At 31.6% G+C, this 23,709-nt stretch carries 21 protein-coding genes; 15 read left to right on the top strand and 6 right to left on the bottom strand.

All coding sequences use genetic code 11. The features are described from left to right. Positions 1-24: 24 nt before the first annotated feature. The 6 genes from CLV00_RS04230 (at position 25) to CLV00_RS04255 (ending at position 7,466) form a co-directional block, all read left to right on the top strand. On the top strand, positions 25-1,704 hold the full coding sequence (locus tag CLV00_RS04230; protein WP_099713961.1) for a hypothetical protein: 1,680 nt from the start codon (positions 25-27) through the stop codon (positions 1,702-1,704). Positions 1,705-1,713: 9 nt separating this feature from the next. Beyond that, positions 1,714-2,700, top strand: a complete 987-nt coding sequence (locus CLV00_RS04235; RefSeq protein ID WP_099713962.1) for a hypothetical protein — start codon at positions 1,714-1,716, stop codon at positions 2,698-2,700. A gap of 147 nt (positions 2,701-2,847) precedes the next feature. Next, a complete protein-coding gene (locus tag CLV00_RS04240; RefSeq protein ID WP_233206854.1) occupies positions 2,848-4,098 on the top strand; it encodes an MATE family efflux transporter in 1,251 nt (416 codons plus the stop codon). Next, on the top strand, positions 4,099-5,112 hold the full coding sequence (locus tag CLV00_RS04245) for a glycosyltransferase family 2 protein (protein ID WP_099713964.1): 1,014 nt from the start codon (positions 4,099-4,101) through the stop codon (positions 5,110-5,112). A 28-nt stretch (positions 5,113-5,140) separates the two neighbouring features. Next, positions 5,141-6,211: a hypothetical protein gene (locus CLV00_RS04250; RefSeq protein WP_099713965.1), complete on the top strand. Its 1,071-nt coding sequence runs from the start codon at positions 5,141-5,143 to the stop codon at positions 6,209-6,211. A gap of 130 nt (positions 6,212-6,341) precedes the next feature. Continuing rightward, on the top strand, positions 6,342-7,466 hold the full coding sequence (locus tag CLV00_RS04255; RefSeq protein ID WP_233206855.1) for an O-antigen ligase: 1,125 nt from the start codon (positions 6,342-6,344) through the stop codon (positions 7,464-7,466). A gap of 29 nt (positions 7,467-7,495) precedes the next feature. Here the strand turns inward: CLV00_RS04255 and CLV00_RS04260 are convergent, their stop codons facing one another. Then, positions 7,496-7,882 carry a hypothetical protein gene (locus CLV00_RS04260; RefSeq protein ID WP_099713967.1) on the bottom strand — a complete coding sequence of 129 codons (387 nt, stop codon included), beginning with the start codon at positions 7,880-7,882 and terminating at the stop codon, positions 7,496-7,498. A 229-nt stretch (positions 7,883-8,111) separates the two neighbouring features. Here CLV00_RS04260 and CLV00_RS04265 point away from each other — a divergent pair, with 229 nt between their 5' ends. The 4 genes from CLV00_RS04265 to CLV00_RS04280 all read left to right on the top strand — a co-directional run bounded on the left by CLV00_RS04265 (position 8,112) and on the right by CLV00_RS04280 (position 12,542). Continuing rightward, positions 8,112-9,227 (top strand): glycosyltransferase, encoded by a 1,116-nt coding sequence (locus CLV00_RS04265; protein ID WP_099713968.1) that lies wholly within the window; start codon positions 8,112-8,114, stop codon positions 9,225-9,227. 35 nt (positions 9,228-9,262) lie between these two features. Then, complete coding sequence (locus tag CLV00_RS04270; protein WP_099716230.1) at positions 9,263-9,991, top strand: class I SAM-dependent methyltransferase; 729 nt, start codon at positions 9,263-9,265, stop codon at positions 9,989-9,991. Positions 9,992-10,139: 148 nt separating this feature from the next. Next, the gene (locus CLV00_RS04275) at positions 10,140-11,123 is read left to right on the top strand and encodes a UDP-glucuronic acid decarboxylase family protein (RefSeq protein ID WP_099713969.1); all 984 of its coding nucleotides are present in this window, start codon (positions 10,140-10,142) and stop codon (positions 11,121-11,123) included. Between the two features lie 51 nt (positions 11,124-11,174). Continuing rightward, positions 11,175-12,542 carry an undecaprenyl-phosphate glucose phosphotransferase gene (locus CLV00_RS04280; RefSeq protein WP_099713970.1) on the top strand — a complete coding sequence of 456 codons (1,368 nt, stop codon included), beginning with the start codon at positions 11,175-11,177 and terminating at the stop codon, positions 12,540-12,542. Here the strand turns inward: CLV00_RS04280 and CLV00_RS04285 are convergent. Genes CLV00_RS04285 through CLV00_RS04295 form a run of 3 tightly spaced genes read right to left on the bottom strand, consistent with a single transcriptional unit; the run spans position 12,539 to position 16,129 of the window. Next, positions 12,539-13,723, bottom strand: coding sequence for a glycosyltransferase family 4 protein (locus CLV00_RS04285; RefSeq protein WP_099713971.1), 1,185 nt, complete (start codon positions 13,721-13,723; stop codon positions 12,539-12,541). The genes CLV00_RS04280 and CLV00_RS04285 overlap by 4 nt on opposite strands. After that, a complete protein-coding gene (gene wecB, locus CLV00_RS04290; protein ID WP_099713972.1) occupies positions 13,720-14,811 on the bottom strand; it encodes a non-hydrolyzing UDP-N-acetylglucosamine 2-epimerase in 1,092 nt (363 codons plus the stop codon). Before wecB ends, CLV00_RS04285 begins: the two co-directional genes overlap by 4 nt. 4 nt (positions 14,812-14,815) lie before the next feature. Continuing rightward, the gene (locus CLV00_RS04295; RefSeq protein WP_099713973.1) at positions 14,816-16,129 is read right to left on the bottom strand and encodes a phenylacetate--CoA ligase family protein; all 1,314 of its coding nucleotides are present in this window, start codon (positions 16,127-16,129) and stop codon (positions 14,816-14,818) included. 132 nt (positions 16,130-16,261) lie between these two features. Between CLV00_RS04295 and purD the strand changes: the two genes are divergently transcribed. Next, positions 16,262-17,536 carry a phosphoribosylamine--glycine ligase gene (gene purD / locus CLV00_RS04300; protein ID WP_099713974.1) on the top strand — a complete coding sequence of 425 codons (1,275 nt, stop codon included), beginning with the start codon at positions 16,262-16,264 and terminating at the stop codon, positions 17,534-17,536. Positions 17,537-17,567: 31 nt separating this feature from the next. Here purD and CLV00_RS04305 read toward each other — a convergent pair whose 3' ends face one another. Further along, entirely contained in the window at positions 17,568-17,798 is a 231-nt protein-coding gene (locus tag CLV00_RS04305; RefSeq protein WP_099713975.1) for a uracil phosphoribosyltransferase, read from the bottom strand. Positions 17,799-17,940: 142 nt separating this feature from the next. Between CLV00_RS04305 and CLV00_RS04310 the strand changes: the two genes are divergently transcribed. Next, positions 17,941-18,870, top strand: a complete 930-nt coding sequence (locus CLV00_RS04310; RefSeq protein WP_099713976.1) for a DUF6427 family protein — start codon at positions 17,941-17,943, stop codon at positions 18,868-18,870. On the opposite strand, the gene upp is transcribed toward CLV00_RS04310, so the two are convergent. Continuing rightward, positions 18,865-19,518: a uracil phosphoribosyltransferase gene (gene upp / locus CLV00_RS04315; protein ID WP_099713977.1), complete on the bottom strand. Its 654-nt coding sequence runs from the start codon at positions 19,516-19,518 to the stop codon at positions 18,865-18,867. The genes CLV00_RS04310 and upp overlap by 6 nt on opposite strands. Before the next feature lie 87 nt (positions 19,519-19,605). Between upp and CLV00_RS04320 the strand changes: the two genes are divergently transcribed. From CLV00_RS04320 to CLV00_RS16625, 3 genes are all read left to right on the top strand, one after another. Then, positions 19,606-20,211 carry a DUF4254 domain-containing protein gene (locus CLV00_RS04320; protein ID WP_099713978.1) on the top strand — a complete coding sequence of 202 codons (606 nt, stop codon included), beginning with the start codon at positions 19,606-19,608 and terminating at the stop codon, positions 20,209-20,211. Positions 20,212-20,259: 48 nt separating this feature from the next. After that, positions 20,260-21,270, top strand: coding sequence for a glycosyltransferase family 9 protein (locus CLV00_RS04325; protein WP_099716231.1), 1,011 nt, complete (start codon positions 20,260-20,262; stop codon positions 21,268-21,270). A 247-nt stretch (positions 21,271-21,517) separates the two neighbouring features. After that, positions 21,518-23,638, top strand: coding sequence for an outer membrane beta-barrel protein (locus CLV00_RS16625; protein ID WP_099713979.1), 2,121 nt, complete (start codon positions 21,518-21,520; stop codon positions 23,636-23,638). The last annotated feature ends 71 nt before the right edge of the window (positions 23,639-23,709 follow it).

A 23,709-nucleotide genomic window follows, 5' to 3' on the forward strand; every position in this document is an offset into this window, starting at 1 on the left:
TGAAGGTTAGAAAATAATTAGAAAATGAAAGAGACTAAAAATATATCACGCTCCAGAGCGCAAGAATCATCGGCAGCAATTGAAAAAATGTACATCACCATGCGTCATCTTTTCAATAGAGGATTTTATAAGCCAATGGGAGTTTCCGGAGATACATTGAGAGAAGCATTATTGGCATTAAGCCCAGAAATATATGGAAATATTGCAGATGAAAAAGTAGAATTAAATGGACTTTTGTATGTTATAGAGCGTCTTCCGGTAGGAATTGAAGAATGTAGATTCATCAATTTAACTTCGGAAGAAGGGTATTCAAAATCTCATTTTCAAGCGATTGTTCCACCAAAAAGACGACGCAATTGTTACCGTATAGACGAAGAACAAATGAACGTGGAAATCACCCGCGGACGTTCAGATATTTATGATATTTTGACGCATTTGACGTTTATTTTCATCGAATCCCACAAAATTAGAAATAGAGTTTTACTAGATGACGCAGGCGAAGTTTCCCGCGATTGGTTCAAACTGGAACAAGCCGTTTCTCAAAAGAAAAAGCTGACACAGATAGAAAAAGAAAAAGCCATTTCACATGCTGCAAATATCCTGGGAAGAACATTTGAGGAAGTATTGGATATTTATGATGCATTCGGTTCAACAGCGGCGCCAGATCGATTTTTGCACGTTATTTTTTGGTTAGGAAAACTGGCGATTGAAGAAATAGTTGACGATAATAAGAGAACCATAACGTTTAGCCCTATCTTAAGGGAACGTTTGGGACATCATATTCACGGCGAAATTTGGGCCACAAACATTAAGGAGGTTTTGAAAGAAAACCAACTTTTGGACCGACCGATTCACGTGATTAGCGCGAACATGCACAGTGTGATGAACTCTATTTTTGCCACAGAGGTTTTAAAAACGAGGTTTAAAGACAAATCGGATTTCTTTATTTATGAAGAATTAAGCAAATCGGGTGCGAACGAAGTTCGCAATCAGGTTTCAGCAGTAGCTTTGAAACACGGAATGATTTCGTTACTGGATACTTCCGGAACAAATATAGATGTACAGATTTTTGATACCGCTAAAATTGATTGGTCCAAAACATCATTTCCAAAAGCAAATACCGGAGATAAAAAACCGGTGCTTATTGTTATGGATTATGCTTTTGGGGAGCAAGCTTATGAAACCATTGATGAGTTATTGAAGCCGTATAAAAAAGCGACTTTGCTTAATGTGGAATCAGTTTCTATCATGGGAAAAGCGGGAATTCTGGAAGGTGGAAAAGGAGATATTATGATTCCGAATGCACACATCAATGAAGGAACAGCGGATAATTATTTTTTCGAAAATGAATTGACTGCTGATATGTTTGAAGGAAATGATATTGCTGTTTTTGCCGGACCAATGGTCACCGTTTTGGGGACTTCATTACAAAACAGAGATTTATTGAAATTTTTCCATGAATCAACTTGGGGAGTTATAGGATTGGAAATGGAAGGTTCATATTACCAAAAAGCCATCCAATCTGCTTCAAAAATCAGAAAGAGTGTTCCTCATGATATCAAAGTGAGATACGCATATTATGCATCAGATAATCCTCTGGAAACCGGAAGCACATTGGCTTCAGGCGGACTAGGTACTACGGGAGTAAAACCTACTTATTTGATTACAATAAAGATATTGGAACAAATTTTCAACGTAAAATAAAAATATAGGATGAACAAAAACCAACCCAATAACCAAGAAGATCAGGAGATTGATTTAACACAAATTTCTAAAAAAATAGGAAGATTATTTGAATGGATTAATACCTTTTTGTTTAGATGTATTCAGTTTTTTGTAAAAAATGCTATTGTAATTTTGATTTTGTTGGTAATTGGAGTTGGATTAGGATTTTATTTGGATGTGACAAAAAAAACCTATGATCATCAAATTATAGTTACCCCAAATTTTGAAAGCACGGATTATTTATATTCAAAAATTGACTTGATTGAATCTAAAATCAAAGAGCGGGATACCGTTTTTCTGAAAGAAATTGTAGGGATTAAAAATCCTAAAGAAATAATTAAAATTGAAATCAAACCCATAACGGACGTTTATAAATTCATTGAAAACAAGACAGAGAACTTTGAATTAATCAAGTTGATGGCTGAGGGTGGAGATATAAAAAAAATCCTTGAAGATAATTTGACCAGTAAGAATTACAGCTTACATACGATTACTTTCAAAACTAAAAACCAAACAAATAATACGGAAACTGTTCAACCTATTTTAATCTATTTAAACGAAACGGATTACTATAAAAAAGTCCAAAAAGAGACAGTAAATAATATTCAAATAAAAATGATTCAAAATGACACTATTATTTCACAAATAAATGGTGTTTTGAATGGGTTTTCTAATATGGTAAATGGGGCTCAAAAAAGCGATAAACTTGTTTACTATAATGAGAATACACAGCTTAACGATGTTATTAAAACGAAAGAGACTTTAATTAATGAACAAGGAAATCATAGAGTAGATTTAGTTGGATTGGATAAAATTATAAAAGACAATAGTTCAACCTTAAATATTGAAAATACAAACTCAGTCAATGGAAAGTTAAAATTGGTTTTGCCAGTTTTATTTTTACTATCATTTATTTTAATTCGTTTATTTTTAGCGTATTATAAAAGTCAGTTGGAAAAATCAAAAATGATTTAATTGTTTTTCACTTTCTTTTTAAAACTAAATACAGACGAATAGGGTTTTAATTAATCAGATACTATCATTTCCTTAAATTTTGAAAAAATCAATATGGGTTTCAATAAAATAAAAAAAAATCCATTTGTTTTACAGAGTTTAAAAACGATGTTTTTAAGAATTATAGGTGTAGTTACCCTTTTTGGATTTTCATTGTTTTTAACGCATAATTACGACCCAAAAATCATTGGTCAATTCGACTTTATACAAAAAATCCTTTTGGTTTTAAGCAGTATATGTATTCTGGGTTCGGATCAGTCCATCTTATATTTTACAGGTATTTTAAAAAGTACAAATGAAACAGAAAAATTAAAGACAATATATCTGAGAATTATTTCGCTTATTTTAATATTGTCCGTTGTAGTATTAGTCCTTTTTTTCTTTTTTGGAAAAAGCATCATAATCTTTTTTTTTAATGATAATAATACTTATAGATTAGTCTTAAAAGCGGTGGTAGTATTGTTCTTTTATTCCTTGACTCTATTTAATACAGAAACAATAAGGGCATTAGGAAGGGTATATATGGCAGAACTGTTTAGAAACCTATTCAAATATTTGTCAGTCATATTTGGAGCTATAGTTTTACTTTATTTTCATCAGGAAATGTATCTTATCGATACTTTTTTAATAGGATTTATAGCGCTGGCAATTATAACAACAGGAATTGTTATTTGGATTTTAAAAAAAGAAGGATTTGTTTCCTCTAATAAAAGTGACAGCAGTCGTTTTTCCTATTCATTTATTGCGTCAAAATCGTACCCAATGGCGGTAAGTAATTTAGCCATTTTTTTGATGCTGACTTTAGACGTTGTTTTTTTAAAAAAATTCAAAGGAGACGAAATAGTTGCTTATTATTCAATTGCGATGAAGTTGGTCTCTATTTTATTTTTGATTAATAACTCTGTTTTTATATCGGTTTCTTTAAAGATTGCAAAACAATTTACAGATAATAATAAGACTGCTCTTTTAAACACAATGAAACAAAGTTCCAGAATAATTTTTTTTCTTACACTGCCTATTGTTGTGGTCGTTTGTTTTTATTCTGAAAGTATCCTCCATTTCTTTGGACCTAATTATGTACAAGCCAAACAAGCACTTTTAATATTGATGGCGGGTCAATTATTAGCTTCTTTATTTGGGATAACGACTATTTATTTGAACATGACTGGAAGACAGCGTATTTTTCAAGTGGTATTAATTTCAGCAGTATTCCTGAATTTTATTCTTAATTTTATATTAATTCCAATATATTCTCTTACTGGTGCGGCAATTGCTTTTGTGTCTAGCTTACTTTTTTGGAATATTATTACTGCATTTATTGTTTATAAAAAAGACAAACTATTAATTATAATGCATTAAATGAATAAGGTAAATAAAAATATTCTTTTTAGTATAATTGTACCGGTTTATAATGTTGAAGAGTATTTGAATCAATGTATAGATAGTATTTTAGAGCAATCATTTTCTAATTTTGAATTAATTTTAGTTAATGACGGTTCGATGGACACTTCATTAGCCATTTGTTCGGAATATAAAAGTAGAGATGAAAGAATACAATTACTGGATAAACAAAATGGTGGGGCAGCGGATTCTAGAAATTATGGACTGTCAAAAGCTCGTGGACAATATGTGATATTTGTGGATGGTGATGATTTTTGGAGTGGAGACTTTGTATTAAATGAAATGGCTATTTTAATAAAGAACAATGATTTTGATATAATTATTCATGAAGAAAGCCGATATTTTTCTACTAACAACATAAAATGCAAATACAATCAAAATAAACTAAAGCATAATTCAGGAAACTTTGAAGACGATGCCCTAGACTTGGTTTATTATCATTTATATGCATCAAGTCCTTGGGATAAAATAATTAAACGATCTATTTTAATCGACAATGATTTGTTTTTTCCTCTGAACCTAAAATATGAAGATATGGAATGGTGTGCCAAATTGATGAACCACATAAATACCTATTGTATTTATCCTAAATCATTTTATATGTATAGGCAATTAAGAGTGGGATCAGAGGTTTACTCTATGAATGAGCAAGCTGTTTTAGACATTCATAAGTCGGTAAAAAAGGGATTAATTGAAATTCAAAACGAAAAAGAGACACTGCAGCTGGCCATGAAAAATTATTGGTCTTTTTATTATGTTGTAATATTAATGCATTTTGATAAACTTTCCTTAAACAATAAAAAAGTGCTTATTAAGGAATTATCTTCATGGAAAAATTTAATTTCTTCAGGAAGAAACATCACAGTAGATAAAGTAAATTCATTTTATAAAATTTTACCGTTTTCTGTGTTACCAAAATTTATGAGTATATATGCAAAGATGAATTTGTTTTATAAAAAAACGAAATTATGATTTACATTTAAATCGAACCATCATTTACATGAAAATAAAAATTAAAAGAAATAAGGCGGTATTTATAGGGTTGTTTTTTTGTAATTTAATAGTAGCCTTTCTGACGCCTTATATTTTACCGGAAAGATATTTTAACGATACTGTAATCATAGTATTTGACAAGTTCCATGAAATAGGCTGGTTTGGCAGTTACCCGTTTGCCATTATGTTTTATAAGCTTACAGGCCTGCGACATCTTCCTTTTTTTCTTATTGCCTTAATTCAATTTCCTATAGTAACATATATATATTATAAAATTGGTGTGCCATCTAACTTCCATAAGTTAAATGTAAAAAATGGTTTGGTCTATGTTGCTTTACTTCTCACGGGAATATACATGTCTATGCCTACTAAGGAATTTATAACTTTTTTAATGTTTTGTACAATTCCTTTTATATTCCAATCCAATAAAAAGCCAAGATTTAAAATCATTTTTTCACTTATTTTAATTGCTTGTTTTTCGTTTTTCAGACCCTATTATATATTGCTGCCAATATTTGCAATAGGGATGTATGTATTGTCATTTATCAAATTTGAGAACAAAACATTTTCTACTATTTTTTATGGATTACTGATTGCCATTTTTTTATCACTGAGTCATGGAGTTGTAAGAGGAGAGTATATTTCTAAACTAACAAGGGAGAATTATGTGATTAATAATATCAATAAAAACAATATAAATACGGCCATAGTATCACCAATATCACAAGACACCTGGTATGGTGAAGCATTTGGTATTGTCTATGGTTTTATGGCAGTAAATGTGCCTATAGTTGAAGCAATTAAGCATATTTTATCTCCTCAAGTATTGGCCTTTGTGCTATGGCAATTATTGATTTTTTATATTTTATTTGTTCGGTTTTCCAGATGTTTAAAAAACAGAAAACAATATCAATTTGAGTTGTGGATATTACTAATTTTATTTGCTTATTTCATAGTTCAAGGTATATTTGAGCCTGATTTAGGGACTTCCATTAGACATAAAATAGGCCTTTTCCCTTTAATATATTTTGCATTGTATTATGAACATTTCAGAAAAGACATTCAACAAAGTATTTAATTTATTTTTATTTTTAATTGCTATCACTTTAATTTTCAGAAAACTATGCACTGTTTTTTTGATCGTTTTTGTTGTTTTCAATTTGTTGTTTTTAAAAAAAATAAAATTTTCAAAAAGCCAATTGCCAATTATGTTGGTAATAGCAGCTCCATTTTTGATGGAAATGTTGTTTTTTGTAAATAATGACTCTTATGTGTTGGGTTTAAAATCATTGGAGAAAAGTCTTTCATTACTTTTTTTTCCAATATTTATAATTGGAAATTATCAACGAATTCAATTTCTTAAAATTTTAAAAGCCTATTGCATTGGAACAACCTTTATTATGGCATTCTTTTTTGGGCGTTTTATACTATTGTATCCGGAACATTTTTTTAAATATCTGAATGGGATTCATCTTTGGGAAATGGGTTATGTGTTTTCTGAAAGTATTGGTATTCATGCACCGGCACTCAATATGCACTTGGCTTTTGTAGCGTTTTCTAATCTTTATTTTTTGCTTGAAACTTCTAAAGCACATTATACTAAATGGTATAAAATAGGAGATTTAATGCTTTTTATCAGCTCTTTCTTTTTTGTTTTATACGTGAATACCAGGATGGCATTATTAGGCACTTTGTTTGGTTTTATGACGGTGGGTTATTTTCAAATTTCCAAAAGATATAGTTCTAAGGTTATCTTCAAAAGAGCAATTATTATGTTGCTTTTAATTGGTTCTGTTTTATTTTTATTCATACAAAAGAATCCTTTCATGAAGGAAAAGTATTCGACTCAAATTTTTTCGAATATGGATAAAGTGGGGAAATTAGATGAGATAGATCATCCCGAAATAGCGGTTTACAGTTCTTTTGTAACCCGATTATCCATCTGGAAATCAGCATGGGAATTGTCCCTTAAAAATCTTCCTTTTGGAGTGGGAGCATCGGACGGAAAGACAGAATTAGTAAAGTATTTTAAAGAAACGAATCAAATATTTTTGGCAAAATATGAGTTCCCAACACACAATCAATTTTTAGATTATTTATTAAAATTTGGAATATTGGGACCTATTACAGCCTTATTCTATATTGGATTTATTGCTTATTTAGGAATTAAGACAAAAAATGCAGTTATAATTTCTTTCTTTTTTTTGTTTTTCACTTCAAACTTTACAGATGATTTCCTGCTTCGCTTTGATGGAATTGTTTTCAGCGGATTATGGATTTCTATATTTGCCAGTTATTGGCTTCAACAAAAAAGTAAGCGGCCTGTTGCATAATTATTTTAAAATGACATAAAAAAAACCGCTTATTTAGCGGTTTTAATTACATCTTTTTTGAATTCTAAATTTGGATAAATTTCTCCAACTTCTGAAAATTGTTGTAATGTTTCAATAGGTACATTTTTTACAACATAATCTTTTCCGGGAGGTAGTGTTTTAATATAATCATCTGTTGCGGCTATAGAATTAGTTCTCCAGCGAACTCCTTCTTTTATTAAATACCATTGACCATTAGTTCCCAAAACAATTTTACCTTCGTAACGATCAAAGTCAGTAACTTCAACTTTTACTTCATTAGACGCTTTAGAATCAACCTCTTGAATGGCATCTTGTTGTGTCGTTTCTTCTTTCTTGTTTCCACAAGACAATGAAAATAAAGCAACTAGAGTCGCAATCATAAACGTATTTTTCATTTGAATTTATTTTAAATGATAGAAATAAAAATTTCCGTAAATATCGTTATTTTTTTTAATCGGAGAAACTTAATAGATGTTATATATAGGTAGGATTATTTTTTAAAATAGGTGCTCATGAGATAATTTAAATCAATACTTTGTAATCATTAAATTTGTGATACATTTGATTTGTGATACTAAATTCACAAGGAATAAGTGAAGATTATTATTCTTTTACATCATAAAAATGGCAAAAAAAAAGATAGTTCATGTATTACATTCTATAGGTGGAGTGGATGTATATTTGAGACTTGTTTTAGAAAATATGGATACTGATTTGTTTGAAAACATTGTTGTTCATGGGACCAAAGACACAAACAAGCCTTTTTTTGATAAAAATGGCCATGAGGTAAAAGAATATAAAGTTTCTATTTTTAGGGACATTTCAATACTGAATGATATTAAATCATTATTTCAAACCTATAAAATTCTAAAAAAAGAAAAACCAAATTTAATACATGCTCACAGTGCTAAAGGTGGTATTATAGGTAGAATCACTGGCAGATTATTAGGAATAAAAGTCATTTATACGCCACATGCTTTTTCGTATTTAAGCACACAAAATAGAGTGAAAAAAAACCTTTTTTTGAGTATTGAAAAGGTTCTTGCCAATGGGAATAGTCTACTTTTGGCCACATCAGCATCCGAAAAAAAGCGAGCGATTGAAGTCGTTGGTTATAAACCTAAAAGTGTAATGGTATTCAATAATTGTATTGAGCCAATAACTAAAACTCAACCCTTACTTATTACTAAAACTTGGCCTGAAGATTATATTTGTACCGTTGGGCGTCCATCGTATCAAAAAAACATTGAACAAATGATACGGGTAATGTATGAAGTTAATAAAGAAGCTAAAATTCATTTAATCGTAATGGGAGTTGGCCCAGTATCTGGACAGTTAGAATCCGTTAAAAAGTTGATTCAGGAATTAGACATGACTAATGATGTCACTCTTATAAAGTGGACAGAAAGAACCGATGTTTTTAATATAATTAATCAATCTAAATTCTATATTTCAACGTCCAGATATGAGGGAATGCCATATTCTATTATTGAAAGTTTGGCATTATCTAAAGCTTGTGTAGTTACTAACTGCGATGGAAATAAAGATTTAATTATTGATAATTATAATGGATTTGTTATTGAAAATGAGGATTTAAAAGGTTTTAAAAATAAAATTTTGAAGCTATTGAGTGATAAAGAATTATTGGATAAATTGTCAAAAAATGCGTTTACTTCTTATTCCGAAAACTATGATATTAAAAAAAATATTTTCGAACTAGAATCTATTTATTTGGAATAAATGCTGTTTATTTAATATTGAAAAAAAGAATTTTAATGCATAAAGAGTTCATCAAACAAAAGATTAAGAAAGAAAAATTTCATCCCGGGATTATAGGTTTTTTCATTAATTATAATTTTCTTATCCGAAAATCAATTCGAAGCGCCATAAAAAATAATGCTCATAAACTCAATGGTTCTTTGTTGGATTTTGGTTGTGGAACAAAGCCTTATAAAAATCTATTTGTAAATGTAAAGGAATATATTGGTGTGGATTATAAGATTGAAGGGAGAGAACAAAACTATAATGAAGTAGATAAATTTTATGATGGAAAAGAAATTCCATTTGAAAATGAACGGTTTGATTCTCTTTTGTGTACCGAAGTTTTAGAACATGTTTTTAATATTGATGAATTATTAAAGGAATTTAATAGAGTATTAAAGAAAAATGGGACGGCTTTAATAACGACTCCATTTATGTGGGAAGAACATGAAATGCCATATGATTTTGCAAGGTATACAACACCAGCTTTACAACATTTGTATCAAAAAAATGGTTTCAAGGTGGTTGACAATTTTAAAACAGGAAATTATATAGAAGTTATTTTTCAATTCAATTTAAATTATATAAAGAATATACTGCCAAACAATAAAAACGTAAGACAGGTTTTCCTAATTCCTTTCATTGTCTTTTTTAATTTTTTTGGAATGCTTTTCAGTTTTGTATTGCCAATTGATAAAACAGCTTATTTCAACAACGTGTTTGTTTTAGAAAAAATAGGATAATTTGAAATGTTTCACCAATAACGGGACATAAATAAAAGGTTATTAAAAAAATATTTTGCCTTATTTCTTTCACAATCCTAATGATAAGTTTATTTTTGACAGAAACCTCTTTATGAGGTCAAGAATAGTTCTAAACTATAAAATCTATATGAAAAGAATACTTATCACCGGAGCAGCTGGATTTTTAGGATCACATCTTTGTGACCGTTTTATTAAAGAAGGCTATTTTGTTATTGGAATGGATAATCTCATTACGGGAGATTTAAAAAATATAGAACATTTGTTCAAACTGGAGAATTTTGAATTTTATCATCATGATATTACAAAATTTGTTCATGTTCCGGGTCAACTAGATTATATTCTTCATTTTGCTTCGCCTGCAAGTCCAATAGATTATTTAAAAATCCCGATACAAACCTTAAAAGTAGGCTCTCTTGGGACGCACAATCTTTTAGGTTTGGCAAGAGTAAAAAATGCCAGAATTCTTATTGCATCTACGTCTGAAGTGTACGGAGATCCATTGGTTCATCCACAAACGGAAGAATATTATGGAAATGTAAACACAATCGGACCAAGAGGTGTTTATGACGAAGCAAAACGTTTTCAGGAATCTATAACGATGGCGTACCATACATTTCATGGCGTAGAAACCCGAATTGTTAGAATTTTTAATACCTATGGACCTAGAATGCGTCTTAATGATGGCCGCGTAATTCCTGCTTTTATTGGTCAGGCAATTCGTGGGGAAGACTTAACTATTTTTGGGGACGGAATGCAAACCCGTTCGTTTTGTTATGTGGATGACCAAGTCGAAGGTATTTTCAGATTACTGCATTCCGATTATGTTTATCCGGTAAATATTGGAAATCCAGATGAAATCACCATCAAGGATTTTGCGGAAGAAATTATAAAATTGACAGGAACTAATCAAAAAGTTGTATATCATCCATTACCGGTAAATGACCCTTTACAGCGTCAGCCAGATATCACGAAGGCAAAAGAATTGCTTGGATGGGAAGCCAAAATAGGTCGTGCTGAAGGAATGAAAATCACCTATGATTATTTCAAATCGTTATCTAAAGAGGAACTTTCTAAAGAGGAACATAAAGATTTTTCCAGTTATATAAAGTAACAGGAATTTTTTTAAACCGATAAAAAACCAACCAGGTTATATTCGTTAATTATGAGTGCATCTCGAACAGGAAGATATTCAAAGTACATTAGACCCATTAGTATCTCAATAGATCTAATGGTTATTTTGACTCTTGGTTTTTTCTTTTTCAAAGACCTTAATTTTAAGATTGAGCACTTTCTTATTTATCAGATACTTGGATGGGGTACAGTTGCTTTTTTTGTAAGGTTCTACGGAATATATCGCTTTACAACTCCGCTTGAAATAATATCAAAACTAGTAAAACAGGGCGTTTTGTTTCTTTTAATAACCATTGCTTTTTTTCCGTTTTCAAAACAAGTCGTGTTTAACGGAGTAGTGATTGCCCTATTTATATCCTCTGTGATGTTACTAATTACTATTTCAAAATTTTTGTTGTTTTACTATTTAAAAGAATATAGGATTATAACCGGAAGTAATTATAGAAGTGCTGTCATTATTGGATATACTCCTGAGGCGATAGAATTAAAAAATCTTTTTGAAACCAGAAATGATTATGGGTATCGCTTTTTAGGCTATTTTTCAGATAAAAAATCAAATCAAAATATTAAAGGGAAATTAGCAGATTTGAAACCCTTTGTAATTGAAAATTGTGTAGATGAAATTTATTGCTCATTAAACGAAATTTCCAATGAGCATTTGAAAGATTTAATTGATTTTGCAGATGAAAACAATAAAGCGATAAAATTCATACCGGATACAAAAGAGATTTTTTCAAAAAATTTGAAAATTGACTACTACGAATTTTTCCCGGTACTCTCTTTAAAAAAAACCATGCTTCATGAGCCTGCTACAATGATCTTTAAAAGGATTTTTGACATTGTTTTCTCTAGTATAATTATTGTATTTCTCTTATCGTGGTTAATTCCATTATTGGCAATTTTAATAAAGTTAGAATCCAGAGGTCCGGTTTTTTTCAAACAAGGAAGACCAGGAATTGATGAAAATGAATTTTTCTGTTATAAATTTCGCTCGATGAAAATCAATAAAACAACAGAAAAAGAAGCTTCAAAAAACGATCCGCGTGTTACCAAAATAGGGAAGTTTATGAGGAAAACAAGTTTAGACGAAATGCCTCAATTCTTAAATGTTTTACTCGGAGACATGTCAGTTGTAGGTCCGCGGCCACATCTTTGGGCTCAAAATAAAGCCTATGGAAATAAAGTTAAAAAATACATGGTACGCCATTATGTTAAACCAGGGATTACCGGATTAGCACAGGTGAGTGGTTTTCGAGGTGAAATCGAGACAGAAGCCGATATGATTAATAGAATAAAATTTGATGTTTTTTATATTGAAAATTGGTCCTTAATTTTAGATTTAAAAATAATTTCTCAAACAGTTGTCAATATTTTTAAAGGAGAAGAAAAAGCGTATTAGAAAACATTTTGTTGAATCAAATCTTCTATTTGTATATCAAGATTAAACGAAGTTTGAACGTCATTAAAAATTCGTTTTTTCATTAAATCTAATTCTGCTTTTTGAATATTTGAAATAGTTTGCAGTTTTTCGTTCAAATCATCATAGTTTCCTACTTTGGCTACCCAGCCTAAATTATGCTTTTCTGTTATGATTTCTCCTTCACCACCACCAAAGTATAAAACAGGAAATCCTAATGCGCCATACTCGAAAATTTTAGAAGGAACTGAACCATAAATTCTTGTTTTTAATGGTACTATTGTGATATCAAACGTTTTTAACATTTTATGCAAAGTGTTGCGGTCCATCATTCCGTAAAAAATAATTTTCTTATCTGTTCTGGACTGAATTAGGGCTTCTATTTGTTTTTTTTCAGCGCCATCACCAAATAGGTGTAACTCGATATTTAATCCTTCTAAGTTGATTTTTTCGCACAATTCTAAAACACCTTGTGCCACCCCAAAAAGACCGGCATAGAAAATTTTAACAGGCTCATTTTCTCGGGTTTCTAAATCCATTTCAATGGTTTTATGGTCAGGAAAATTGCGATATAAAAAACACTTTTTTTCAGGAAAAATAGAGTGGACATGAGTAATAATTTCGTTGGATTGGCCTAAAATTAAACTTGCTTTTTTGTAGATAAAACGTTCTAAAAATAAAGAAACACGATGCGAAAATGAATTGGCTTTTAAAGCATTTAATTCAACTGCAGCCAATGGCCATAAATCAGAAACATTCAGAATAATTTTTTTCCGCTTCAGCGAAAGAACTAAAACTGAAATAAAAGAAAGTAATAATGGAGGTGATTGAACCACTACTTTTTGAGGTGTTTTTTGAAATAATAAGTAAAAAAACAATCCAAAAGAAAAGGATAAAACCGATAATAGTCTCTTGATTATATTTTTACTGTTGCTCGGATAAATCCAAAGACGTTTTACAATAATATTTTGTAGATTTTCAGTAACAGAAAATTTGCCTTTGTATTCCGGAAATAGTTCGCCTTTTGGATAATTCGCCAAGGGACAAATTACAGAAACTGTATAATTATTTTGATGTAATTTTAAAGCCAGCTGCTCGATTCGATTCGCTGCCGCACCTTTCTCCGGTGGATAATAATTAGATATGATGAGGATTTCTTTCATTGTTTTTTTGAAAGTAAAATATCAATTATTCGTTCAGAAGCTTTTCCATCCCAAAGTTCAGGAATTCCTGCTTTTCGACTACCATTTTGAACAAAATCGCTAAACATTTTCTTTAGATTCTCAATCGATGTACCAACTAAAGTATTAGTGCCTATGGTTTGTGTTTCGGGTCTTTCGGTATTGTTTCGCATGGTGAAACAAGGAATCCCTAAAACCGTTGTTTCTTCTGAAATTCCGCCAGAATCTGTAACTACAGCAAAACTGTTTTTAATTAAAAACATAAAATTTAAATACCCTTGTGGTTCAACAAATAGAATGTTTTTTAAGTTCAAATTTGTTTCTCCTAAAATCGCTTTTGTTCTCGGATGAATAGGAAAAATCACTTTTTTATCACCAACCATTTTATCAATTCCTTGCAAAAGTTGAATCAATGATTGCTCTTCATCAACATTTGAGGGACGGTGTAAAGTCAAAATGATGTAATTTTTGGTTTCTAAATTGAATTCATTCCAAAAAACCGGTGCTGAAATTCGATTTATGTTTTGATACAAAGTGTCTATCATTACGTTTCCAACAAAATGAATATTCGAAGAATCTGCTCCATATTTCAACAAATTTTCTCCTGCCCAAGTTGAGGTTGTGAAAAAATAATCGGTTATACTATCCGTAACAATTCGATTGATTTCCTCTGGCATTGTCATATCACCTGAACGAATACCAGCCTCTACATGAGTTACTTTAATATTTAATTTTTTAGCAACAATCGCACAGGCCATAGTCGAGTTGACATCGCCAACCACCAAAATTAAATCACATGGATTTTGCAGTAATTCTTGTTCAAAAGCAACCATTATTGTGGCAGTTTGTACCGATTGTGTGCCGCTTTTTACTTCTAAGTTTGCATTGGGCTCAGGAATATTTAATTCTTCAAAAAATGTATTGCTGAGGTTTTTGTCATAATGTTGTCCAGTGTGAACCAATCGATACGAGATTTTCGCTCCTTCAGCTTGTTTTTTCTCTATCGCTTTTATGATAGGGGCGATTTTTATAAAATTGGGTCTTGCGCCAGCAACTATTGTAATTTTCATAGTGTTATTTTACAAATGAAATAAATTGTTTTAATTTTCCTCTGTTGTTTCGTTCTAATTTTTCTTTTTTATGGAAGATGAACACCAAATCATTTTCTAAATAAAGTGCTATCGCCTTTTCAATTTTTTCAATTTGTGCCAAATTTAATTCGATTTCGCTCACATATTCAATTTCAAAAGTATCTATTTTAGTTTGTTTTATCACAAATTCTTTTACATTTCCGTCATCTTCAATGATGCTTTTTGTCACATAATAAAAGGTAAGTCCAGGTGATTTTTTCCCGCTGGGTAAAGTGGCAACATCATTGGTCCGGCCTATTAATTTTTTGAGAATCGGTTTTTGTAACGTACTTTTTTCGTCTAGAATTCCAATATCGCCAATATCATATCGTATGAACGGATGTGCTTTATTGAACAAGGAAGTGATTACAATCCGGCCTGCGGTACCATTTGGAACGGCTTTATTATTATCATCCAAAATCTCTACAAACAACGTTTCCGAATTGACTTGCCATTCGTCTTGAGGATTTTCAAAAGCAATCAAATCCAGTTCCGAAGCACCATATTCATTGACAATAGGAATGCCAAATTGTTTTTCTAAAAGGAGTTTGTCTTCTTCAAAAAGCATTTCTGAAGTTACCATACATACTTTCAAAGTGGGACAAATTGCGTTTAATATGATATTTTTCTTTTGTAAAAATTTAGCAAACAAAACAATCGAACTCGTATAACCATTGATGTAATCAAATTTTTTGGTTCGAAAATGATTCAAAAAACCTTCTAAAATTTCATCCGATAAATCAAAAATGGAGAACCGAAACCGATGGCTCAAAAAATCCTTGAAACGTTCTTTTTTGTTTCCGATAAAATCCATCGGAATACCATAAAAACGTGCTTGATAGGAGGTATTAAAATCAATTCCATACCAACCAAAACGGTATATGTTTGAAGCCCAAGTCAACGCATGACAGTATTTATCTTTGGCAAAAATAAAAGGAGTCCCGCTCGATCCGGACGTTTTGTTTACGTAACTATTTTTAGGAAAATAACCTTTCGAAAGCCTATCCAATAATGGTTTTTGTAAGTTTTTCTTATTCAAAACGGGTAAATCTTCCCAGTTTGTAAAAGATGTCATTCCCGCTAAATCTTTATAAAAAGCATTATTTTGTAAATGAAAATGGACAATTTCTAACTTTTTATTTTCAACAAAAACGCCATGTTCTTTTTCAGAAAACGCTACGATTTTCCGCAATTCGGCTTTAGCCTCCTTCATTTGGAAGCCATTTATCTGCAACGATAAGTCGAATAGTGGAAACATTTTAAAGGTATATTTCACCAAAAATAATATTTAGCAACAACTAATGACGGAGAACCAACAACTTTTTGAAAATTAATTATTTTTTAAGTTCAAAAGCAATTATTTTTGCACCACAACTAAACACAACTACACATGACAATTTTACTACTGGGATCGGGCGGAAGAGAACATGCTTTTGCATGGAAAATGATTCAAAGTCCGCTTTGTGACACACTTTTTGTAGCTCCGGGAAATGCTGGAACAGCTTCAATAGCTACGAATGTTGCTATCAGCCCAACCGATTTTGAAGCTATAAAAACGTTTGTTATTCAGGAAAAAGTAGCAATGGTTGTCGTAGGACCAGAAGATCCTTTGGTAAAAGGAATTTATGATTTCTTTTTAAACGATGCTGCATTAAGTCATATTCCGGTTATCGGTCCATCAAAAATTGGTGCGCAACTGGAAGGAAGTAAAGAATTTGCCAAAGAATTTCTAATCAAACATAAAATCCCAACTGCTGCGTACGATAGTTTTACTGCTGAAACGGTAGAAAAAGGATGTGAATTTCTGGAAACATTGCAACCGCCATATGTTTTGAAAGCAGATGGTTTAGCCGCAGGAAAAGGAGTTTTAATTATTCAGGATTTGGCAGAAGCCAAAGAAGAATTAAGAAACATGTTAGTGCATCAAAAATTTGGAGATGCAAGTTCTAAAGTCGTTATCGAAGAATTCTTGGACGGTATAGAATTAAGCTGTTTCGTTCTTACAGATGGAAAAAACTACAAAATATTACCAACTGCCAAAGATTACAAACGTATTGGTGAAGGCGATACAGGATTAAATACAGGCGGAATGGGAGCGGTTTCTCCAGTTCCTTATGTTGATGCTGTTTTGATGGAAAAAATCGAAACACGCATTGTAAAACCTACTATTGATGGTTTTCAAAAAGACGGAATTCCATACAAAGGTTTTGTTTTCATAGGATTGATTAATGTGAAAAACGAGCCAATCGTAATTGAATACAATGTGAGAATGGGTGATCCGGAAACCGAAGTCGTTATCCCAAGATTGAAAACAGATTTAGTCGAATTGTTTTTGGCTGTAGCCAATGAAAAACTGGACGAAATCAATCTGGAAATTGACGAAAGAAGCGCCACTACAATTATGGTAGTTTCTGGTGGATACCCTGAAGATTTCGAAAAAGGAAAAGTAATTTCAGGATTAGAAAATATTGAAGATTCAATTGTTTTTCACGCAGGAACTAAACTTGATAACGGAAACGTAGTCTCAAACGGAGGAAGGGTTTTAACCGTAACTTCCTATGGAAATGATTTTGAAGAGGCCATAAAAAAATCTTACCAAAACATAGATAAACTAAATTTTGATAAGATGTATTTTAGAAAAGATATTGGAAACGACTTAAAATAGTTTCCAATTATCGTTCACTTTTTTTTAATTCTTATTTTAAGAAAGAGTGAGCGGTAGTATCTTGCTTCTCTGTTCCGGCGTCTTCAAAAATTTTCAATTGCTTGATCCAGTATACCATTGCCGAAGCACAAATAATCATGAAAATCCAATTGATTGTATTAGCCGCAAACCAAGATGACAACTCTAATGAGCGTAAAAAGTCTAGAGGAGCAAATAAAATATTTACAAATAAGTATTGTATTCCTTCGAAAAATGCTTTCATAATGTATAAAATTAATTTTATTAATTGTTTTTGAGGAACTCTGGGTGTTAAAAGTTCTTATTTGAAGAATCTTTTTGAACTTGCAGGGCTTACTTTTTAAACAAGTATTATATTTACGAACACAAAAGTATAAAATATCCTTATGATAACAAGTGTTTTTAGAAAATCTACACCATTAAATTTTTCATTGGTCGTAATTTTAATGCTGGTTTTCTTTTCTATATACCAATTTCAAGATTTATCCTGGATGAATTCCTTTGTATTAATTTCAAAAAAGGGAATGTTGTTTTGTGTTTTATTGGCATCTGTTTTTATCACGAATTTTGTTGTTAAGAAAAACGGATTGAGTAAAGACAGCAGCTACACAGTTTTTTTTTACTTTTTGTTTCTACTTTTTTTTCCTTCAGTATTAGATAATTTAAATCTGATTTTGTCTAATTTCTTTATTCTTTTGGCGCTTCGCCGATTGATTTCATTGCAATCCCTGAAAGCTTCCAAAGAAAAAATATTTGATGCCTCTTTATGGGTTTTTTTAGCGGCACTATTTCATTTTTGGAGTATAATTTTCATAGTGCTGGTTTTTATATCCATAATTTTCCATGTTTCCAGAGATTATAGAAACTGGATATTGCCTTTTATCGCTTTTTTTATTGTTGGAATTCTGTTCATGATTTATGCAACAGTTTTCGATTTGGATGTTCTTGAATACATCATTAAAAGTGTACAAATCAATTTTGAAATCGACTATTTCACGAATAATTATCAAAACGGGGCTTTATCAATTTACGCGACTGTAGCTTTGTTTTTCTTGGTTTCCATGTTTGCCACATTATCAAACAGACCACAATTGTTACATACTTCTTTCAAAAAAATCATCGCCTCTTTCTTCATCGGAGTTGTGATTTTTCTGATTTCGGCAAATAAAAGTAATGATTTGTTGCTGTTTACATTTGCGCCTTTGGCCATGATGGCAACCAGCCATATTGAAATTCCTCAAGAAAAATTAAATCAGGAATTAGTGATGTATGTGCTGACTGCCTGCAGTTTTTTTGCTTTTTTCTCCCAATTATAATTTTTCACCGTACGCTAAATCTCCAGCATCTCCCAATCCTGGTACAATATAACTGTGCTCGTTTAGTTTTTCATCCAAAGCAGCAACCCAAAGATGACAGTTTTCCGGCAAATGTTCTTCAAGATAAGCAATACCTTCCGGAGCGGCAATCACAACAGCAATGTGAATTTCTTTTGGCGTCCCTCTCTCCATTAATTTATTGAAAACGGCAACAATAGATTGACCGGTTGCAAGCATGGGATCTACTAATACTAGGTTTTTTTCATTTATAGCAGCAATGGCTTGGTATTGCACTAAAATATCAAAATAATCGTCATTGTTTGGATGGTGTCTAAAGGCGGAAATGAAACCATTTTCGGCATTATCAAAATAATTCAGAAACCCTAAATGTAAGGGTAAACCAGCGCGTAAAATGGAACATAAAACCAATTGATCCTTAATCTCAGTTGTTGTTTTTATACCTAAAGGAGTTTGGATTTCGACACTTTTGTAGTGTAATTTTTTACTTAATTCATACGCCATTATTTCACCAATACGTTCAATATTTCTTCGGAAACGCATGCTGTCATTGTGAACATTTACATTTCGTATTTGTCCTAAAAAATGATTTAGGATGCTATTGTCTTCTGATAAATAATGGATTTGCATGTTTTTATTTTTGCTATTAAACTTATAAATATTTTTATAATCTATAAAAGTATAAAAAAGTATCTTTGTCCTTTAAAATATAAAGATATGTTTTCAAAATTAGCTTATTCAGTATTCGAACAAAGTATTAAAGATTATCATCAGTTTGATAATGTAGACCAACCGATTAATAACCCTTTCCCAAAAGATAAATTTGAGCATTTGTTGTATCACAAAAACTGGATTGATACCGTTCAATGGCATTTTGAGGACATTATTCGTGATCCAAACATTGATCCTGTTGCTGCTTTGACTTTGAAAAGAAGAATCGATGCTTCTAATCAAGAACGCACTGATATGGTGGAATATATTGACAGTTATTTTCTTCAAAAATACAGTCATGTAAAAGTAAAAGAGAATGCAAAAATCAACTCAGAAAGTCCGGCTTGGGCTTTTGACAGATTGTCTATTTTGGCATTGAAAATTTATCACATGCAAGAAGAAGCTACTCGTGCCGAAGCTTCACAAGATCATAGAGATAAATGTCAAGCAAAGTTGAATATTTTATTGGAACAAAGAACAGATTTGTCTTTGGCTATCGATGATTTATTGACAGACATTGAAAATGGAGATAAATTCATGAAAGTGTACAAGCAAATGAAAATGTACAACGATGATGATTTGAATCCTGTTTTGTATCAAAACAAGAAGTAATTTTTGACAACCTCAAAATTGTCAAATAAAATAAAGCATATAGCCGTCATGAGACTTTCCGCAATGGGAGATGTCGCCATGACGGTTCCTGTTTTACGCACTTTTGTAAACCAGCATCCGGAAATTAAAATCACAATGATTTCCAGACCTTTTTTCAAACCTTTTTTTGAAGGGATTCCTAATATTACTTTTTTTGCTTTCGATGAAAAAGAACGACACAAAGGATTTTTGGGGTTGTTGCGTTTGTTCCAAGATTTAAAAGGTTTAAATATTGATGCTTTTGCCGATTTACACAACGTGTTGCGCTCTAAAATTATCCGAAACCTTTTTGCTTTAAGCGAAAAAAAAACAGCTTCGGTTGATAAGGGAAGAGCAGAAAAAAAAGCATTAACACAACCCGAAAATAAAGTGTTCCAGCAACTGCCAACAATGTTTGAAAGACACGTAAAAGTTTTTGAACAACTCGGTTTTACGGTTGATTTATCATCCCGAAGTGTCGGGACAGTTTTTCCTGAAAAAGCAGTTTTGAGTCCGGAAATTCTAGCGGTAATTGGAGAAAAAAGTAAAAAACTAATAGGAATAGCTCCTTTTGCACAATACGATTCTAAAGTATATCCGCTGGATTTGATGCAGGAAGTCATCAATCAATTATCGAAAAATTTAGACTATAAAATTTTACTTTTTGGTGGTGGAAAAAAGGAAATCGAAATCCTGGATTCGTTTTCTGCTAATAAAGAAAACGTCATCAATATGGCGGGCAAAATTAAATTCCAACAGGAATTGCAACTCATCAGTAATCTGGATGTAATGCTTTCCATGGATTCCGGAAATGCCCATATAGCAGCTATGCTTGGGGTTAAAGTCATTTCACTTTGGGGCGCGACGCATCCGTATGCGGGATTTTCACCGTTTAATCAGCCTTTAGAAAATGCGTTGGTTTCGGATAGAAATCAGTTTCCAAAACTACCCACTTCAGTTTATGGAAATAAAAAAGTAGAAGGATATGAAGATGTCATGCGAACGATTACTGTCGACTCTATTATAAAGGTTTTAAATTAGTGTAAACAAGTGAGTTTAATCAAATTCATAGTTAGGTTTATTGTTTTTTTAGCTATTTATTTGAAGGAATAATTTTATAAATTATTTAACAAATAGGTTTTAAATTATTAGTATTAAAAATACTACTTTGGCTTGCTGTGAGTTAGACCTTACAAATCAAGTTTCAATTAGGAGAAAGAGGCGCTTTTTTAATCAAGTTGCTTTTAGAAATCCTGAAATGCTAATACAATAAAAATAGAAACTATTTATGCTAAAAATTACTGTAACAACTGCAATTTTGTTCTTATTCTCTTTATCGGCGTTTTCTCAAAAAGCAAACCTTTCGGGTGTTTTAAAGGAAGGAAGCGAAAAAACCCCCATTTACAATTCGGTTGTTGCTTTATTAACCCCCAAAGACTCTATTTTATATAAGTTTACCCGATCGGATAAAGACGGAAACTTTAATCTCAAAAATGTAAAAGCAGGAAATTATATACTGATGACAGCTCATAGCCAATATGCTGATTATGTAGATGCCATAACTGTTGAAGAAGGCGAAAAAAAAATGGGGACAATTGCATTGATAAGCAAAATTAATGCGCTAAGAGAAGTAATTATAAAGACGGGTTCTATTAAAATTAAAGGAGATACGACCAGTTATAGGGCAAGTGATTTTAAAGTAGATGCCAATGCCAATGTAGAAGAATTACTAAAAAAACTACCAGGAATACAAGTAGATAAAAATGGGACCATAAAAGCCATGGGCGAAACGGTAGAAAAAGTATTGGTAGATGGCGAAGAATTTTTTGGTGACGACCCTGGCATGGCGGTAAAAAACTTACGAGCAGATGCGGTAAAAGAAGTACAAGTTTTTAATAAGAAAAGTGATCAAGCCGAGTTTACAGGAATTGATGATGGCGACACAAAAAAAACAATTAACCTAAAATTAAAGGAGGATAAAAAGAAAGGCTATTTTGGTAAAGTAGATGCTGCAAACGGACCATTAGCAAATATGGATTCCAGATACAATAGCAATCTTATGTTTAGCTCTTTTAAAGGCAAAAGAAAACTATCCGCTTTTTTATTAAATGGGAATACAGGTCAGGATGGACTTGATTGGCAAGACAGTGAAAAATTTGGAGCACGGGATGATATAAGCATGAACATGGATGACGATGGAAATGTAAGTTATGAATGGACGGGCGGCAATACTGATGAAGAACCGTATGTTGACACTCAAAATGGTTTTATCAAAAACACCAACGCAGGATTGCAATACAGCAACAAGTGGAATGATAAGCAAACATTGAATCTATCGCCAAAATATAATAAGCAAATTTACACCAACAATAATAGCAGGATTACTCAAACACAAGTGGGAGAAACCCAGTTAAACAATTCTACATCCACGGTAAGCAATGTAAACAGAAGTAATTTTAAATTAAATGCTACTTACGACGTAAAATTAGATTCTGTTAACTCGATAAAATTTACCGCCAAAACCAATTTTTATGATACGGAAAGCGATGAATTTACAAACGGAAGTACCACAGGAGGTGACGGATTGTTAAAAAACAAACAGGAAAAAACATTCATTACAAAATCGGATAAGGAATCGTTGTTTGCCAGTGTTTTGTTCAAACATAAATTTACCAAAGCCCGTCGTACATTTTCCGCAAACGGTAGTTGGAACACGTTGAATACAGATGCAAATAATTTTTTAAAGTCTTCCAACGAAAGTTATGAAGGAGGTGTTTTTTCCTCCAGAGATGATGTGGACCAAAACAAAATAGGAGAAAAAACAAATCAAAATCTTGCTGTAAACGTTAATTATACAGAGCCTATTGGTAAGAAATTTGCATTGCAATTTGCCTATCAAATTACTCATAACACTGGCGAAAGCAATTATTTAACCTACGATTATTCAGATGTTACAGGCAAGTATGATGTGATTGTAGATTCTCTATCAAACCAGTTCAAACAGACAATAACAACGAACAAGCCCAATATAAAATTGAGTTATAATGCCAAAAAAATAAATTATAGCTTAGGAAGTGGCTTTGGTTTTACTTCGTTTGATTTGCAAGATCAAACCTTAAACAAAGAATACAAGCGCAGCTATACCAACTTTTTCCCAACTGCAAATTTCTCCTATAAGTACAAAAGCAACAGTAATTTACGTTTCAATTATCAAGGGGCAACCAAACAGCCTACTATAGATCAATTACAGCCTTTGAGGAATAATCAAGATTTTTTTAATCAAACTTTAGGGAATCCGGATTTAAAGCAATCCTTTACCAATAGTATAAGCATATCACACAATACTTATAGTATTTTGACAGAATCGCATTTTTACCAAAATATTTTTTTAGAACGACTTCCAATTTAATTTCTTACAATAAAGATATAGATCCGGAAAGTGCTAAAACGATTACCACACCTATAAACACAAACGGTAAT

Origin of the sequence: Flavobacterium sp. 11, from assembly GCF_002754315.1 — a bacterium.
Lineage (GTDB): Bacteria > Bacteroidota > Bacteroidia > Flavobacteriales > Flavobacteriaceae > Flavobacterium > Flavobacterium algoritolerans.